We start from the raw sequence: 16,090 nt of genomic DNA on the forward strand, positions 1-16,090 counted from the left end.
ACCTTTGGGATTCCTGGACACGGCGTTCTTGGCATGTATTTATTATGGATAACTCAAATTGTTTTCAACACAGGGAGCAATTTTACCAGGTTTAAATGTGCATATAAAAAATTATCACCTGCTCACCAAGCGGCAGTAGATTCTGCTATTACTACTCTGGCGAATGGCAAGCCATATTCTGACGGTCTTCGTGTTAAAAAGATGCAAGGCACTGGTAAGAAATCGATTATGAAAGCTTCACCGACAATGGATGTCAGAATCACATTTGAATTCGATAATCCGGACCAGATCATTTTCCGAAACGTAGGCGATCACGACATTACCTTAAATAACCCATAAGAAAAAGCAGGGACGCATTTGTCTCTGCTTTTTTCTTTTTATTCTTCTATCGTTCTCATTCGGACGGTGCCTGGTAGGCAGCCAACTGTTAGACCCATCAACAAAGAGAAATGAAGCCACAATCCAACCTATTATCTCAGTAATAACAGTCGAAGCACCTCACCGCGAGGGCCCTGTGTCAAACACAATTGTTCCTCAAATTGTGATTGACACAGGGCCCGTTACTACTTCTTACTTAAGCAACTCCAAAACGCGTTGAGGCACCTGATTTGCCTGCGCCAGAATCGCTTGTGAGGCTTCGGAAAGAAGAGAAGCCTTGGCATGGTTCATAACTTCTTTTGCCATATCCGTATCACGGATTCTGGATTCGGCTGAAGTCAGGTTAATCGCACTGCTTTCCACGTTTGAGTAAGTATGATCCAATGCATTATGATAAGCTCCATATTTTGAGCGTTCAGACGATACTTTTTGAATGGCTTTATCCAGTTTCTCCAATGCTTCCATCGCGCGGGCGAACGGATCGATTTCAATATCGTCGACTTCCAGCTTAGTTGTCCGCACATCTGATAGCCGAACCTTAAACTGATCTCCGCTGTTTGCTCCCACCTGCAAAAGGATATCGTAAGGTCCTTCTTCAATTATCCCTTCTGACGGGTTCGCGATTGTCGGCGGAACGTCCAGTCCATAGAATGTGTTTACTTTAAATGAACCGCCGGCAGCTACCGTACGGTTTGACCATAATAACGCATAACCACTATCGCCAACCGGACTACCATCATCGATCCATCCAGCGGCATCGGCAACATCACCGTATTGCCCTATTCTCAGTTCTGCAGGTTCTTCAATAATCGCTGCTCCTTTTATCACTCCACCAGCCTTTATATCAGGATTTCCATTATTGTTATAAACATTGAATGTTTCGGGGAGATTGCTTCCAATAAAAGCTTCTTCGTTCAGAACAGGATGGTCATTCACTACAAACGGAGCGTAGTCATCAGTGCCCAGCATCGTATCCATGTGGAAATAAAAACCGATCTCCTGGTCTTCTGCACTGTTATTTTCTATCGTGTATTTAAATTCATACTTGTCATCCACCACTTTTACGGTTTGGGTGACGTGAATGTCGTTTATAGTGGAAACAGTTCTGAAGACACCGTTTTCTTCCACTGTATTTTGCGATACATTCTCTTTTAGATTATGTGCGGCATTTCCAATCAACAAAGAAGGCGTAGAAGTGCTGCCTCCGCCATATATCAGAATTTTACCATCATCATTTCCCGTAGCAGGGTAACCTTCATTTGTTCTTAAATCCAATTCACCATTCGATGCCACGTTCAGAGCTAGTGCATTGCCAAAACCACCAGGAGCAACAGCACCAGACGTACCTCTAGTATAGCCAGCCGGCATTGTCCCATTTAACAGTTTTACTCCGTTAAAATCCGTGTTATTGGCGATGTCATCAATTCCTCGTTTGATCTGTTCAATTTCCTTTTGAATTGCTCCTCGCTCTTCAGAAGATAACGTACCATTTGCAGCTTGAACCGCCAGTTCTCTTGCCCGCTGCAACTGCTCTTGAATGCCAGACAGCCCCCCCGTCGGCTGTACTGGTCAGAGAAATGCCGTCCTGGATATTGCGCTGCGCCTGTTCCAACCCGCGAATCTGCGCTCTCATTTTCTCCGAAATCGACAGACCGGCCGCTTCGTCCGCTGCCCGGTCAATACGCAAGCCACTCGCCAGCTTTTCACTGCTTCTTGCCGCATTCTGGTTATTTTCATTTAAATTCCGCTGAACCTTCAATGCAGCGATATTATGCCGAACAATCATGTTCTGTGCCTCCTGATGCTTGATGAATCACTGGAAATCTTTAATTGAATCAGTGATTGAAAATCGTTTATGGTTAGTGGGTAAGTCCATGTACCCGGTACTCTCTGCTCATTATATCGTCATTTTCCAGAAAAAGTTAACTTTCAGGCGATAATTTTAGGCCTGTGAAAGCATGTTTGACGTTCTACTGCCAGCAGTTCCCAAATTGCCCCTGTGTTGGACACTTTTATGACTATTTCCTTTTTCTGATAAACATACGAACGCCGTGGCCGGAAACCTTTGGGGTTCCTGGACACGGCGTTTTGGCATGTATTTATTATGTATAAACCGAATTGTTTTCAGCACAGGGAGCGATTTTAGCCACGGATAATCCCATGGCTTTTTGTCTTTCAGTTTAAGTCCAGCTTACCCTTTCAAATCAACCGACCCACCAAGATGCGGCTGAACAGACTGCTCCAGCATCTTAACAACACTGTCCCCATTCGTCTCCGCCTGATCCATCGATTTCTTCATCACCGAAACGCTCGCTTCTTGCCGGACGTTCATTTGGCTGAGTGCCATTGATAAGGCTGCGATATCCATTGAATCCCTCCTCTCATTTACCTTTTCTAATTGTACGAAATGCTAATACATTAATTGCTAATACATTAATATAGAAGATTATCTAAAACCACTATTCCAGCCAATTGAGCTAGAATGTTTTTATCAATTTTATTTATAAATTCCCTGTACTGCTCCGCGTCTTTTAATAAAACAGTTGTTATTTGATAGTAAAAGTTTAGATTACCCCACAGTCTCCACTCTCTTTCATGAGTCCAATCTATCATGCCTTTTTCTTCATTTATGTAGCCGTTCAACTCAAAATTAACAATTCTCCAATAATGTTCCTCTGGTAATAAAGACTTTGCCAACTCTTTTTTTTCATAGATTACTGGACGTACTCCTCTTTCTGGTATAATTCTTCCCTCTTCATCAACCAATTGGTACAGTGCTGCCTTTGGAAAAGCTAACCCGCACGGATAATATCTCAGTTTTTGAGAGAAAGTCTTTTCAGCTTCTTCATAGTGCAATATTGCGTTTTCAGCAACTGAATGGAGTGGGATGTTTTGGAAACAAACAACTTTATGGTTCCCCATTATGTAACCTTTTGAACTTCCAGTAAGTTCTTTTTCGTTTAATATTTTTATTAGTACATCAGTCGCACTTAGGTTCCCCTCTGCTTTAGTTAAATGTGATAATAGGTTGGTTAAATCAGTACGATTTCTATATGTTTCCATCCACTGTCTCATTTGATAAGCCACATAAACCCTCCTAAATCGCTAAAAAAAGGAGCCCAATATCAGGCTCCTTTTACATTTTTAATATTAACGCAGCAATTGAAGAACTTGCTGAGGCGCCTGGTTGGCTTGCGCCAACATCGCTTGTGATGCTTGTGCAAGAATCGAGTTCTTCGTTTGGTTCATCATTTCTTTCGCCATCGTGCGAACATTTACTTTCATAAATGACTAGACTATATCTTCACCCTCTAGTATTAGTAGGGGCCGGGCACTTCGGATCAATCAGTGCTGATGGACACTGTGTCACCTACGGATTTCATCATCGTAGCTCTCGCCTTAGATGGTCTATCCTAGTCGTTGAACCTTCTCCACTCTTTCGAGACAGGAGCTTGGCTGCTGATTGCCCAATCTTTTATTTTTTCAGAGCCGTCACGTCTGCCGTTTCCAGCTGCGTTGTGGCAATAAAAGCTATCAGGGGTTTCCAGCAATTCACCCGATCGTAATCTCTGACTGTTACCGGTCAGGACGACTGTACCTCTGCTCGCTTATGCTGCTTCGGTATAATCAACGTCGCGGATTCTTGATTCCGCTGCTGTTAGGTTTTCAGCTGATGTGTTCAAGTTGTTGATAGTGTGATCTAAACGGTTTTGCATAGCACCTAGTTTAGAACGCTCTTCTGAAACTGATTTGATAGCAGAATCAATTGCAGTAATAGCTTCTTCTGCACCAGTTCTAGAAGATAGATCAATTGAAGATACACCCAAAGCCTGAGATCTCATATCTCTAATTGCTAAAGTCGTAGTTTGGGTTTCGTTTGCGCCAATTTGGAATTTAATAGCTTCTCCATCAACCTCTACAGTATCAGTGCCATTAGTATCTACTGCTAAAGATTGATCTGCACTTAATCTAATTCCACCTACATCTAATTTTCCGTCTGTAGTAACTTCATTAGTAACGCTTGCAACACTGTTATTGTTACTGTCCAATATTTCGGCGCTTACCTTTTCTCCAACAGTGAATGTTGCAGTACCTTGACCAGAAATGATTCCAGCACCAATTTCGATGCTTTCTGAGCCGCTAGTAAAAGTAATTGTTCCACTGTTATCGTCGTCGTCAGCGACAGCACCAAAAGTGTTTCCATCTTCATCCAACAAAGTCACTTTATAATCGGAGGTTGACCCTCCTTCTACTTTAATAGTGAATTTAGAACCTACATCAACTTTAGTTCCATCTGACACTACAGTTAATTCGGTTTCTTGATCGATGCCTGTCCCGCCCGCTACGATATCGGTAGCTACCTCTGTGGCTGCAGATACATTTATTTTATAAGTACCTTCTGCCATAGGATTTATTACTTCAGCGCCCTTAATTCCTGTAGCAGCTGCAGACAAAGTTGATTGTTGATTTTGTGAGCCGTTTAGCAATTTTTTCGAATTGAATTCTGTTGCATTGCCAATTCTATCAATTTCAGACGTAAGTTGACTAATTTCACTTTGAATTGCTTTTCGGTCTTCTTCAGTACCTGTGCCATTGGAAGATTGAACAGACAATTCACGCATACGTTGAAGGATTGAATGTGTTTCATTCAACGCTCCTTCAGCTGTTTGCATCAAAGAGATTCCATCTTGAGCATTGCTTGAAGCCTGCTCCAACCCGCGAATCTGTCCACGCATTTTTTCAGAAATTGAAAGACCCGCTGCATCATCTTTCGCGCTGTTAATGCGAAGACCAGAAGACAATTTCTCCATGCTGTTCATTTGTGCGCTTTGTGCACTGCCCATTTGGCGGTGCGTGTTAAGTGCTGCGATGTTGTGATTGATAATCATTGTGTATTACCTCCGTGTAATGTTTTTTGTATTTTGCAAGCGCCCAAATCCGTTTGGACTGCCTTACACTCTTTATATCGGAGGTGTTTTGAAAATGTTTAGCTTTTTTGAAAATATTTCTAGAGATTATTTGTTTTTGCAGCGGTTTTGTTTTTGCGCCCCCGCGTCAGACACAATTTGAGGAACAATTGAGTCTGACACCGGGGCGCGAGGGGGGTCTAACTCCGCAGCGCGAGAAATACGAAAAAAGCCTGCATCCCTGCAGACTCCCTCCCTCACTTCCTCATCCTCAAAAAATCCCCAATATCAATCACATTCGACGTCGCTTGCTTGTTCTCTTCCTGAATCTCCAAATACACTTCTTTCCTATGAATGGTGATATGCTTCGGCGCGTTGATGCCCAGCTTCACCATGTCCCCGTCGACCGCGGTCACGGTGATTTCAATGTCGTCGTCGATGACGATGGATTCACCTTTTTTTCTTCCCAGTACTAACATCTGCTACACCTGCCTTGCAGCTTGGAACAGGGGCTGTTTGATCTGGTAGGTTTTGTTGTCCAGGACGATTTGCATGCCAAGCTTTTTGGTGTTGTTGATGATGATCGGTGCTTTCAGGTTGGTGGTGGCGTCTTTCATCTCCCCTGTGACGGAGACGGTGGTCAGGACGATGGCGTCTGTCGGCTCTTCGAGTTCGAGCCGCTCCACCAGCTGCTCTTCCAGTTTGATGTCGTAATCCTTGAAGAATGAAAACGGATCGACCAGGAAAAAGCTGAGTTCCGCCGATTCGATCGACTGCAGGAAAAAGAACGGCGATTCGCCTTCTTCATCTGCCGGCAGCAGGACGTATTCTTTCATATCTTCAAAGCCCGGGATTCCTTTTGCGAACGACAGCACGCGGTCGTCGGCTATTTCAATTTCGCCAAATTGGCTTGTTTGGATGTTCATGATCGGCTCCTTTCGATGGTGACAATTGGTTTTTCCAGCATTCAGTTCGGAATGGTTCTTTTCAAATACGCAGTAAATGCCGCTAAAGATAAAGATATAGGAAAAGCCATTTATTAACAATCCGTTTCTATAATTTATTCCATCGAAGCTCAGCAATTCAATCTTCCTTCGTTCTCTTATTCTACTCATTTCAAATTCAAAAAATAACAGAAAATAAGACTATATATTCAAACGATATAAAGGTATAATAGACTAACTTAATGGATATTAATGATAATAATTGTCGGATGTTACAGCGTTTATCACAAACCGTAATCTTTTTAATTACTACAGAAACATGGTGAAGTTACATAAGTTGGTTTTAAACTATTAACTATTCCATGAAGATATGGAGCAAAACAGCGGAGACTCCCGCGGGATAGCGAAGTGCTGAAATCCACTCGGGCGACTAGCCCGAGTTAGTTCAGCGCAAGCCCGCAGGAAAGCGGAGCTGTTTTGCGGAATATCGGCAAGTGAAGATAATTAAATCAACTTATACAGAAAGAAAAATAAAGAAACAACCAACACCAGGGGGAATGACCTTTGTTTAAGCGTAAACACGTACTCATATTGGGCTTTGTATTGATCGTCGGCATATTTTACAGTTGGGCGTGGCTGTTCAAAGGAAATGACTGGCTGGTATCGATCGGGGTCATCGTGCTTCAGATTGCGGTGGGCATAATCAGCCTTGTGTGGCTGATTCAGGCTTACCGACATGAGAAGCGCCATGAAAAAGCTTTTTGGCTGCTGCTGAGCATCGGCCTTGCCATTTACTTGAGTTCCAACTTGCTGTGGCTCTACGCACAGATCAGGGAAGGAACGGTTGTGTATGAAGAGAATTCCTACATCGCCTGGTTGTGCGCCTATTTGTTCTTTATGTCCGCCTTATTCGTCAAAACCAGAAAAGTAAGCGCTTCTATTTACGACAACCCGCATACGTTCAATATTGTGATTGTCATGATTACGGTCACTACCGTCATTCTTCACTTTCTCATTAATCCCGTGCTGGTCATGGCCGAAAATTCCTGGCTGGTGACGATCATCACCGTCATCTACCCCATCGTGGATTTAACGATTTTGTTCATCATCACGGTGCTGTATTACCTGATTCAGAACAACAAAGCAGAAAAGTACATGCTGTTTTGTGTTACGGGGTTTTCCTGTCAGGTAGCAGCTGACTTTCTTTACTCTTATTTTGCTTATACGGAAACTTACCAGCCTGGTAACATCGTTGATCTTTTTTGGGTGCTTGCCATTTTCTTTATCGGCATTACCGGTTTTTATGCGATCGATCACAAGAACGAAGCGAAGTTGGGAGTCCCGAATCCACTCGGAAACAAAGACGTCCTTATCCCTTATACCAGCATTCTTCTTCTGTTGTTTCTGGTCATTGATAGCTACAACTGGGATTTCAACATCCTCAGCGTCGGGTTGCTCGTAGCTTTTTTCATCGTACTGGGACGCCAATTCCAAATACTCTATAAAAACAGGAAGTTGACCAATCAATTCAGGCACCTGGCCTACCACGATCCACTGACAGGCTTGAACAACCGCGGGAGTTTCATCGAAAAAATAGAAACGGTTTTAGAGAACAGCCGGGATGGTAAAGTTGCTCTTTTGTTAATCGATCTGGACCGCTTCAAATTAGTGAACGATACACTTGGCCATCACGTCGGCGATGAAGTATTAGTGAAAACAGCGGAGCGGCTGAAAAAATCGCTAACGGCGGATGCGTTGCTTTTCCGAATCGGAGGAGACGAATTCACCATTGTCCTCGCCCGTGCAACAGAAGCCAAATGTGTGGCATTGGCAGAAAATATTTTAACAGCGTTTCAGCCACCGATGTTTTCGGAAGACCATGAGATCAACATCACGCCAAGCATCGGCATCAGTATTTTTCCGGCACATGGTATAACCAGCGAAGAATTGATGAAAAACGCCGATGCGGCCATGTATCTTTCAAAGGAAAACGGCAAAAACAGCTTCAGCTTTTACAACGCTGAGCTGGACAAGGTGATGATGCGGAAACTGCAAATTGAGAACGACTTGAAGACGGCCATTTCGAACGAGCAATTATCGCTTGTCTACCAGCCGAAAGTGGATCTGCAGAGCAAGAAAGTGGTGGGAATGGAAGCCTTGCTGCGCTGGAACCATCCTCAGCTTGGCTGGATCTCGCCGTTGGAGTTCATCCCCATTGCGGAAGAGACGAGACAGATCATCCCGATTGGGGAATGGGTTCTAAACGAAGCCTGCCGGCAAAATAAGCAATGGCAGGAACAGGGGTATCCTCCTCTATGTGTTTCTGTCAACGTCTCTGTCCTCCAATTCCAGCATGGCGAGTTTCTGGAAACCGTCCAGAAAGCGTTGCAGACATCTCAATTGGACGCTCAATTTCTGGAACTCGAAATTACCGAAAGCATGATGCAGGACATCAAAGAAAGCAGGGACATCCTGGACAGCCTTATGAAAGAAGGAGTCAAAACGTCCATTGACGACTTCGGGACCGGCTATTCCTCCCTGTCCATCCTTCCAAATCTGCCGATCGACACCATAAAGATCGATAAATCATTCATGGACGAACTGGAAAAAACCGGCCAGTATTCCATCGTCAAAACGATTATCGATTTGAGCCAAAATTTAAATCTCAAAGTGGTGGCTGAAGGCATCGAAACTGAAAGCCAACGGCAGATCCTGCGGGAAAACGGCTGTCTTGTCGGCCAAGGCTACCTTTTCTATAAACCGGTGGCCCCCAATGATTTCGAATCCATACTGAAGGAAGCCGCACTTAAGGGCGACCAGGACGAAATCCCCCTCCTTGGAGATTTCGTTCAGCAGAAAGCCATTTTGCAAAAATAAAAAATCAAGTATACAAAAGACGAGCCGCGTATTCATCTACGCGGCTCGTCTTTTTCTGTCGCTGCTGAATAAATAGTAAACAGCAGAAAGCTTAATTCAACTCGCTACCCAAAGAACCCAGCCATTCCACCATTTCCCCACTAAGCCCCCACTCGTCAGCCGGGATATCAAAAATCGTATGGGCATGCGTATTGTCTCTTACTTGTGTATCCGCTCCAAAAGCCACCAACGTCTGGGCGGCGTTCAATCGATCATGATAGACAGCGAACATTAAGGCGGTTTCACCTACTTCATTCTGCTGGTCGACATCCACGCCCCGGTAAACCAGGTCTTCAATCAGCGGCACATTTCCCCGCTCTGCCGCCAGCATCAATGGCGTAGCGCTGTTGGACATGCTTCTCTCGGATGTGTCGTAGCCCACATAGCCCGGATCAGCTCCCCAGTCCAGTAAATGTTCCGCAATGTCGGTTTTGTTGTTGCGAATCGCAGTGAACAGCACCGGGTAGCCGTCGGGGTTCAGCGTGTCCGGATCGGCTCCCTGCTCCACCATTTCTTGCACCACTTCCAATGTGCTGTACTCTGCCGCCGCATGGAGAAACGTCGTCTGGAAGTAAGGCGACGGGTGTCCCGACGGACTGAACAGGTAGTTCAAATCGTATTGGTAGTCATCCAGCAATTCCAGCGCTCTGGACGGTTTGCCGTCGATCAGCGCCGCATACAGATGCATTTCCTCGACTTCTGTAGCATAGCTGACAGTGGTGTCAGCGGAGCTTGCGAGTTCCGTCACTTGCTCTTCTGGGGCTTCCCATTCCTGCTCTTCTTCGGCCACTTCGTAAAATTTCTCCGGCTGTTCCTGTTCATACTCCACGGTTTCCTGGCCAACGCCCATCACCGGGCTCCTGGAAATCCGCTCCATCTCACCGATAAAGTCATCCAGTGACATGCCCGTTTCCTTTTCGTAGAATTTTGTATCCATAAGGGAGAACAGTACGACTTCACTGTCCTGGTCAAAATTAAAAGCCAGGAAGTGGCGATCATCATGCACAACGACGGACCTGTTGTTAAATGCCTCCACATTGAACGCGGAATACCGTTTGATCACTTCATCATACTCATCCGCCAGCATGACTCCTTTTCCCGTCTTGGCAATGCCGCTTTCCACCATGATGGCGTTTACTTCATCGGTTTCTTTGTCAAAACCGAACGAAATGCCGAGCCCCTGGTATTCATAGCTGTAGCTTCCCGCCTCTTCCATTTCGTCACTCGGTATGCCAAACTCGTCTTCAACTGATTCGACAGAGTCATAAAGCCCGATTCCGTTGATGCTGATTTCCTGTTCCAGCGAAGCTTTCTGCGGTTTGGCGCTTTCCATTTCTTGCCCAGCATTTTCTTTTTCTTCCGCTTCCTTGCTTGAATTGATATTGATTTCAATGTCGCAGCCGGCGAGCATGATTACACACCCCGCCACCACCCCTGCATTAAACTTCTTGAAAATTCCCATCGGCTGTCCCCTTTTATCTGTTTTTCATAACTGTCCTTTTGCCAATGCTTCTTCCATCAACAATCCAGATGCAAAAGCAACAGACTTTACTTCCTATATCGGCAACAGCATTCTTTTCTTGAACCGTATTGTTGGAAATTTACAAGAAAAAAGACGTCTGTACCGTTTCTTGGGTCTGTTCCTCTCCGGTAAGTTTTTGCACACGCTAACCGGACCGCTGGCTTCAGCTTCCATTTGAATGTTAATTTACAAAAAATATACAAAAATTTACTAAAAAACGATGTAATAAGACCTTTTTCGTGCTATTCTATTTACACAATGGGGGTATTGTATAAAGAAATAACAGTTATTCTTTCAACTTTCAAATCATTACCTACACATACTCATTACCGACCTCTCAACACACTGATTTTAACCTCTACAAGTTGAATTAAAAATATGGAGTCTTCCATAAAGATATGGAGTAAAACAGCGGAGACTCCAGCGGGATAGCGAAGTGCTGAAATCCACTCGGGCGTTAGCCCGAGTTAGTTCAGCGCAAGCCCGCAGGAAATACATGGGCCGAACTTCCTTCGGCCCTGTATTTGCGACGAAGCAGCGCAGCGATGCAGGAGCACTGGGTTTTCGCGGAGCTGTTTTGCGGAATATCAACAAGTAAAGAGTATTAAGTTCAATTTATATTACCGATAGAAAGAGTTGGCAGCCAATGGAAACCGTAACGTTTTCTTATGATTTTTCACTGATTCTCCTCTCCATCTTCGTAGCCGTGTTTACCTCTCTTGTGGCACTGGACATCAGTACGCGTCTTGCCGACTCCGAAGGAATCCGCCGCTTCCGCTGGATTGGCTCGGGTGCCATTGTGCTGGGACTCGGCACATGGGCGATGCATTTTATCGCCATGCTGGCGTTTCAGCTTGACATGGAAGTTACCTATGACATATCAATGGTCATCATTTCGATCATCCCGGCCCTGCTGGCGTGCGGCATCGCTTTTTACACCATCAGCAAGCCGTCTCCCAACCGCCTCCGGCTGGTCATCGCCGCCTTGTTTATCGGCACAGGCATCATTTCGATGCATTACTTCGGCATGGAAGCGATGCAGATGCCAGCCTCCATTACGTATGATCCTTTTCTGTGGGTGCTGTCTGTCATCATCGCCTATGCCACGTCGCTCATTGCCCTTTACCTGCTGTTTTCGGTCCAGCAGATGTCCCGTTTTCATTGGCAGAAGGTGGCGGCTGCCGTCATCATGGCTGGGGCCGTTGTCGGGATGCATTATACCGGCATGGCCGCTGCGATGTTCTCGCCTGATGCCGCCCATCCGCATGCCGGTCACGCATCCATCAGCAGCCCGATACTGGCATATGCCATCGGAATCAGCATGCTGATGATTCTGATCCTGGCATCGGTGAACGTCCGCGTCGATCAGAAGATCAGTGCAAGAACAGCCGAATCCGAACGGAAATTCCAGTCGGTCATCGAATCGGCGAACGACGCCATTATCGTCTCCGACAGCAATGGCAACATTTTGCAGTGGAATCAAGGAGCGCAGACGATTTTCGGCTATGCGAAAGAAGAAGTGCTCGGACTGAATCTGGATCTGATTGTACCGGATCAATTCAAGACCGCTCACCGGCAGGGCATGGCGCGCTATCTTGAGACGAAAAAGCCGCGTGTCATCGGAAAAACCGTCGAGCTGACAGGGCTTCGCAAAGACGGCACCGAGTTTCCGTTTGATATGTCACTGGGCGCCTGGGAAACCAACAAAGGGATTTTCTTCAGCAGCATTATCCGCGACATCACCGAGCGCAAGGCCACCGAAAAAGAAATCAGCAACCTGGTGTACCTGGACTCATTGACAGGGCTGCCGAACCGCCACCTGTTCAATGACCGCCTGGCTTCCGCGCTGCGGCAGTCCAAAGAAAACGATGCGCATTTTTCGCTGCTGTCGATTGACCTGGATTATTTCAAGCTGGTCAACGACACGTTCGGCCACGCCATCGGTGATTTGCTGCTGGTGGAAGTCACCAAACAGCTGCAGCTCATCACGACGGATACGGATACTGTTTCCCGCCTGGGCGGAGACGAATTCATCCTGCTGCTGCCGGGCACCGATTATGAAAAAGCGGCAACACAGGCAAAGCTTATCTTGGATCAATTGAGTGAACCGTTCCATATTGACGGAGAAGAGGTCTTTATCACCCCTTCCATCGGCATCAGCATGTACCCGGCGGACGGCAACGATCAGGATTCGTTGATAAAGCACGCCGACATGGCGATGTACCGCGTCAAAGAAGAAGGGAAAAACAGCTTCCAATTTTTCAAACAGGAAATGAACGACAGCGTCTCCAGAAAATCGAGGCTCGCAACGGGTTTACGCAAAGGGTTGGAGCAAGGCGAATTCTTTCTTCAGTATCAGCCGCAGATTGACATCAAAACTGAAAGAATCATCGGTGTGGAAGCATTGATCCGATGGGAGCATCCGGAATGGGGCATCGTGTCCCCGGCCGATTTTATCCCGGTTGCCGAAGAAACCGGCATTATCGTCCAGTTGGGTGAGTATGTCCTGCACACCGCGTGCCGACAGAACAAAGCCTGGCAGGATGCAGGGCTGCCGCCGTTCCGTGTCGCCGTCAACATCTCTGCCCGCCAGTTCTCGCAGAGCAACCTGGCAGCGACGGTGTCACAGGCATTGGACCAATCGGGGCTTGACCCCAAATACCTGGAACTGGAATTGACCGAAAGCATCATCCAGGGAGCCAGCAGTGCCGTCACGGCCATGAAAGAATTGAAGTCGATGGGGCTTCATCTGTCGATTGACGATTTTGGCACAGGCTATTCCTCATTGAGTTATTTGAAGCTGTTTCCGATCGATACATTGAAAATCGATCAATACTTCACACGCAACATCCAGGCGGATACAAAAGACGCCGCACTTGTAGATACCATCATCCGCATGGCGCATAATCTGGAATTGAACGTCATTGCCGAAGGCGTCGAAACCGATGAACAGCTGGCATTCTTACGGCAGCGCCACTGCGACCAGGCACAGGGCTATTACTTCAATAAACCGCTGCTTCCGGCAGACATCGAAAGACTGTACCGGCTTCCGGTTGATGCCGAAGCGCCTGTCTGAATTTAAAAACCCCTTCACCTTTTTCCCGATGGAAAAAAAGGCGAAGGGGTTTTGTTTGGACTGCAATTGTAAGACTCAGCGGATGCTTTCCAATGCCTGCTTGACCGTTGCATATGCTTCAGTTCGCGACATGTCGATGCCGCTGCTGACAATGGCCTGGACCAGATCCGGACGCAGCCCGGCGACGACAAGATGGATGCCCATGACACGCAGCATACTGCCGATCTGATGCATGGCTTCAGCGGTCTGCATATCGATGGTCATGATGCCGGAGAAGTCGGTAATGACATGGTCGACTCTTTTCTCGGCGATTTTCGGGATGACGCTGCCTTTGATGTGTTCGAGGCGATCGCTGTCGATAAAGCCGATTAACGGCAGAATGACGATATCGTCTTTGACCGGCACAATCGGTGCCGATAATTTGACGAGCTCATTTTCCGTTTCTGCCTGAATTTTCTCGGACAGGCGCTCAAACGCGAAAAATGTTTCGTTCAGGCTGATGTCGAGGATGGCATTGATGCGCTTCATCAGGAACGCATGATCCTTCAGCGATAAATCAAGTTCCAGGCTGATGGCAGTGAACAGGTCATTGAACACTTCGCGCGTCGGCGGATAGCGCCTCACGATTTCTGAAATGCGGCCGTCTGTCGCCACCTGGACTTCAGCATTTTTCTTGCTCCACTCAATCAATGCTTCCGGCACGGCTTCACAGCCGCCTTCCTTCAATGAGTCGGCGAAGAACTCCAGCAAGCCGATATACATCGCAATCGCCTGCCCTTCTTCCTGCTCGGGAATATCCAACTGCAGCGCAGCAAGGACTTTTTCCACTACTTCATTGGCCAGTGCTTCTGTGTTTTCAGTTATGTACTGGGAAAAACGTTCAAACGAACCCATCGGCATACACACCTTTTCTTTACTGATTCCTCTATTATAACTTACCGCGCAGCTGACGTGTTGCAGTCTCTTTATTCGTGGTGACGCATGATGTTTTTTACTTTCAGGCGGCTGCTGGCGACCAGGTTCTTGGCCGATTCCCGCAGGGCATGGTAGCGGGTTTGCAGCAGGTCTTCGTTTTTCAGGTTGACCGGGTTCTGGATGATGCTGTCAAACCCTTCTGCCCAGTTGCTGAGGAAAGCGACGGCTTCCTTCAGGTGGCGCTTTTGTTCCTGAAGCTCCTGCTGCAGTTTTTGTTCCTGTTCGCGCAGCTGCAGAATTTCACTGAGCGCTTCCCGGACCACCTGCCGGTCAGCGCCTTCCAGCGTTTCCGCCAGTTCCGCCAGCTTGTTGTCGTTAAACTTTGCTGTTTCCACTTCGTCCATCTTGTGCATGAGTTTCTCCTATCTGATCATTATTTGTCGTCCTGCGTTATTTTTTGGTTTTCGCACTTTCTTTTATATCGGAAAATGACAGGAAATCTTAACGGAAAAATGGAATTTAATAACCTAATAGAGCAAAATTATTACAATTATTTTACCATAAAAAGCGGTCACTGATTCATTTCTTTGTAAAGATTCAGGCTTTCTTTCAAAAATCGGCGGTCAAAGCCGGTTTTTTCATGGAGCCGCTCGACCCATTCCGCCAGAGTGCCCAGCGGTGGGTCTGGAAACAGCCCGTCACTGGTGCTCAAAAAACTTTCCCAATGCTCGAATTCCCAGTGAGCGATTTCGTCTTTATACGGCAGACGGACTTCGACCAACGCTTTCGGATAGACATGGCGCTGTGAAAACTCAGCTGCTTCCAGAAAAGCTGTCATACTGACCGGTTCTGCGGAATACCATTGCTGCGACGTTTTGCCGTTCGGCCGGTGATACAGCACTTCAACAGCTGTTCCTGTCGTTTTGACCTGAACAGTGGCCGCCGGAAAAAAACCTGCCAGTTCAGCAACGGTGTAGGCTTCATCATGGCCATCGATTAAAATTGGCTGCAGCCACTGGTCGCCCAGGTCGCATAAAAAGCGCCGGCCTTTTTCATCCACCGCCACGACCGCGGCATGCGCATCTTCTGTTCCCAAATCGTCTCCGATCGGATAGGCTTCCACTCCTGCTTCCTTAAACGCGTCGAGCAGCCAAATCGCCAGGTCAAAACAATTCCCCGTAATGCCGTAACGTTGCCGGTGGCATTTCATCGTCTCGACATCGCGCTGCTTTTTTGTACCTCCTTGCGCAAAAATCCACGCTTTCGTCAACGTCTCCATCGGAAAATCATCAAACTGCCTCCAAACCACTAACAAGCTCTCCGGCGCTTTCATGGCGGACCACCTCCCTTTTCTTTGATTATATGAAAAATGGTTCGTGGTTGTCTGCATTTGAAATGAAAAAAGCCGAACCCGTGTGGATTCAGCTTTTTT

The 16,090-nt window shown here is 46.6% G+C and carries 14 protein-coding genes and 1 pseudogene; 3 read left to right on the plus strand and 12 right to left on the minus strand.

Annotated elements, in window-relative coordinates:
- Nucleotides 1–33 precede the first annotated feature (33 nt).
- Nucleotides 34–339: a cytotoxin gene (locus tag EEX84_RS13170; protein WP_123166116.1), complete on the plus strand. Its 306-nt coding sequence runs from the start codon at nt 34–36 to the stop codon at nt 337–339.
- 231 nt (nt 340–570) lie between these two features.
- Here EEX84_RS13170 and EEX84_RS13175 read toward each other — a convergent pair whose 3' ends face one another.
- The 8 genes and pseudogenes from EEX84_RS13175 to fliW all read right to left on the minus strand — a co-directional run bounded on the left by EEX84_RS13175 (nt 571) and on the right by fliW (nt 6,211).
- Nucleotides 571–1,905 (minus strand): flagellin, encoded by a 1,335-nt coding sequence (locus EEX84_RS13175; RefSeq protein WP_240033987.1) that lies wholly within the window; start codon nt 1,903–1,905, stop codon nt 571–573.
- Nucleotides 1,850–2,164, minus strand: a complete 315-nt coding sequence (locus EEX84_RS13180) for a flagellin N-terminal helical domain-containing protein (RefSeq protein ID WP_240033988.1) — start codon at nt 2,162–2,164, stop codon at nt 1,850–1,852. Before EEX84_RS13180 ends, EEX84_RS13175 begins: the two co-directional genes overlap by 56 nt.
- Nucleotides 2,165–2,569: 405 nt before the next feature.
- Nucleotides 2,570–2,746: a YjfB family protein gene (locus EEX84_RS13185; RefSeq protein ID WP_123166117.1), complete on the minus strand. Its 177-nt coding sequence runs from the start codon at nt 2,744–2,746 to the stop codon at nt 2,570–2,572.
- A gap of 65 nt (nt 2,747–2,811) precedes the next feature.
- Entirely contained in the window at nt 2,812–3,465 is a 654-nt protein-coding gene (locus EEX84_RS13190; RefSeq protein ID WP_123166118.1) for a DUF2971 domain-containing protein, read from the minus strand.
- Between the two features lie 63 nt (nt 3,466–3,528).
- A pseudogene (locus EEX84_RS13195) lies at nt 3,529–3,642 on the minus strand (flagellin); the annotation flags it as partial.
- Nucleotides 3,643–3,986: 344 nt separating this feature from the next.
- Complete coding sequence (locus tag EEX84_RS16750; protein ID WP_123166119.1) at nt 3,987–5,267, minus strand: flagellin N-terminal helical domain-containing protein; 1,281 nt, start codon at nt 5,265–5,267, stop codon at nt 3,987–3,989.
- A 275-nt stretch (nt 5,268–5,542) separates the two neighbouring features.
- Entirely contained in the window at nt 5,543–5,764 is a 222-nt protein-coding gene (csrA, locus tag EEX84_RS13205) for a carbon storage regulator CsrA (RefSeq protein WP_123166120.1), read from the minus strand.
- Between the two features lie 3 nt (nt 5,765–5,767).
- A complete protein-coding gene (gene fliW, locus EEX84_RS13210; protein WP_123166148.1) occupies nt 5,768–6,211 on the minus strand; it encodes a flagellar assembly protein FliW in 444 nt (147 codons plus the stop codon).
- A 582-nt stretch (nt 6,212–6,793) separates the two neighbouring features.
- On the opposite strand from fliW, the gene EEX84_RS13215 reads away from it, so the two are divergent.
- On the plus strand, nt 6,794–9,106 hold the full coding sequence (locus tag EEX84_RS13215) for a putative bifunctional diguanylate cyclase/phosphodiesterase (protein ID WP_240033989.1): 2,313 nt from the start codon (nt 6,794–6,796) through the stop codon (nt 9,104–9,106).
- Between the two features lie 91 nt (nt 9,107–9,197).
- Here EEX84_RS13215 and EEX84_RS13220 read toward each other — a convergent pair whose 3' ends face one another.
- Nucleotides 9,198–10,607 carry an ankyrin repeat domain-containing protein gene (locus EEX84_RS13220; protein WP_123166121.1) on the minus strand — a complete coding sequence of 470 codons (1,410 nt, stop codon included), beginning with the start codon at nt 10,605–10,607 and terminating at the stop codon, nt 9,198–9,200.
- 706 nt (nt 10,608–11,313) lie between these two features.
- Between EEX84_RS13220 and EEX84_RS13225 the strand changes: the two genes are divergently transcribed.
- Nucleotides 11,314–13,743: a bifunctional diguanylate cyclase/phosphodiesterase gene (locus EEX84_RS13225; protein ID WP_123166122.1), complete on the plus strand. Its 2,430-nt coding sequence runs from the start codon at nt 11,314–11,316 to the stop codon at nt 13,741–13,743.
- 75 nt (nt 13,744–13,818) lie between these two features.
- On the opposite strand, the gene EEX84_RS13230 is transcribed toward EEX84_RS13225, so the two are convergent.
- From EEX84_RS13230 to EEX84_RS13240, 3 genes are all read right to left on the minus strand, one after another.
- Complete coding sequence (locus tag EEX84_RS13230; RefSeq protein ID WP_123166123.1) at nt 13,819–14,637, minus strand: STAS domain-containing protein; 819 nt, start codon at nt 14,635–14,637, stop codon at nt 13,819–13,821.
- A gap of 71 nt (nt 14,638–14,708) precedes the next feature.
- The gene (locus EEX84_RS13235; protein ID WP_123166124.1) at nt 14,709–15,071 is read right to left on the minus strand and encodes a hypothetical protein; all 363 of its coding nucleotides are present in this window, start codon (nt 15,069–15,071) and stop codon (nt 14,709–14,711) included.
- A 158-nt stretch (nt 15,072–15,229) separates the two neighbouring features.
- Entirely contained in the window at nt 15,230–15,991 is a 762-nt protein-coding gene (locus EEX84_RS13240) for a hypothetical protein (RefSeq protein ID WP_123166125.1), read from the minus strand.
- Nucleotides 15,992–16,090 lie beyond the last annotated feature (99 nt).

Source organism: Planococcus salinus (assembly GCF_003719725.1).
Lineage (GTDB): Bacteria > Bacillota > Bacilli > Bacillales_A > Planococcaceae > Planococcus > Planococcus salinus.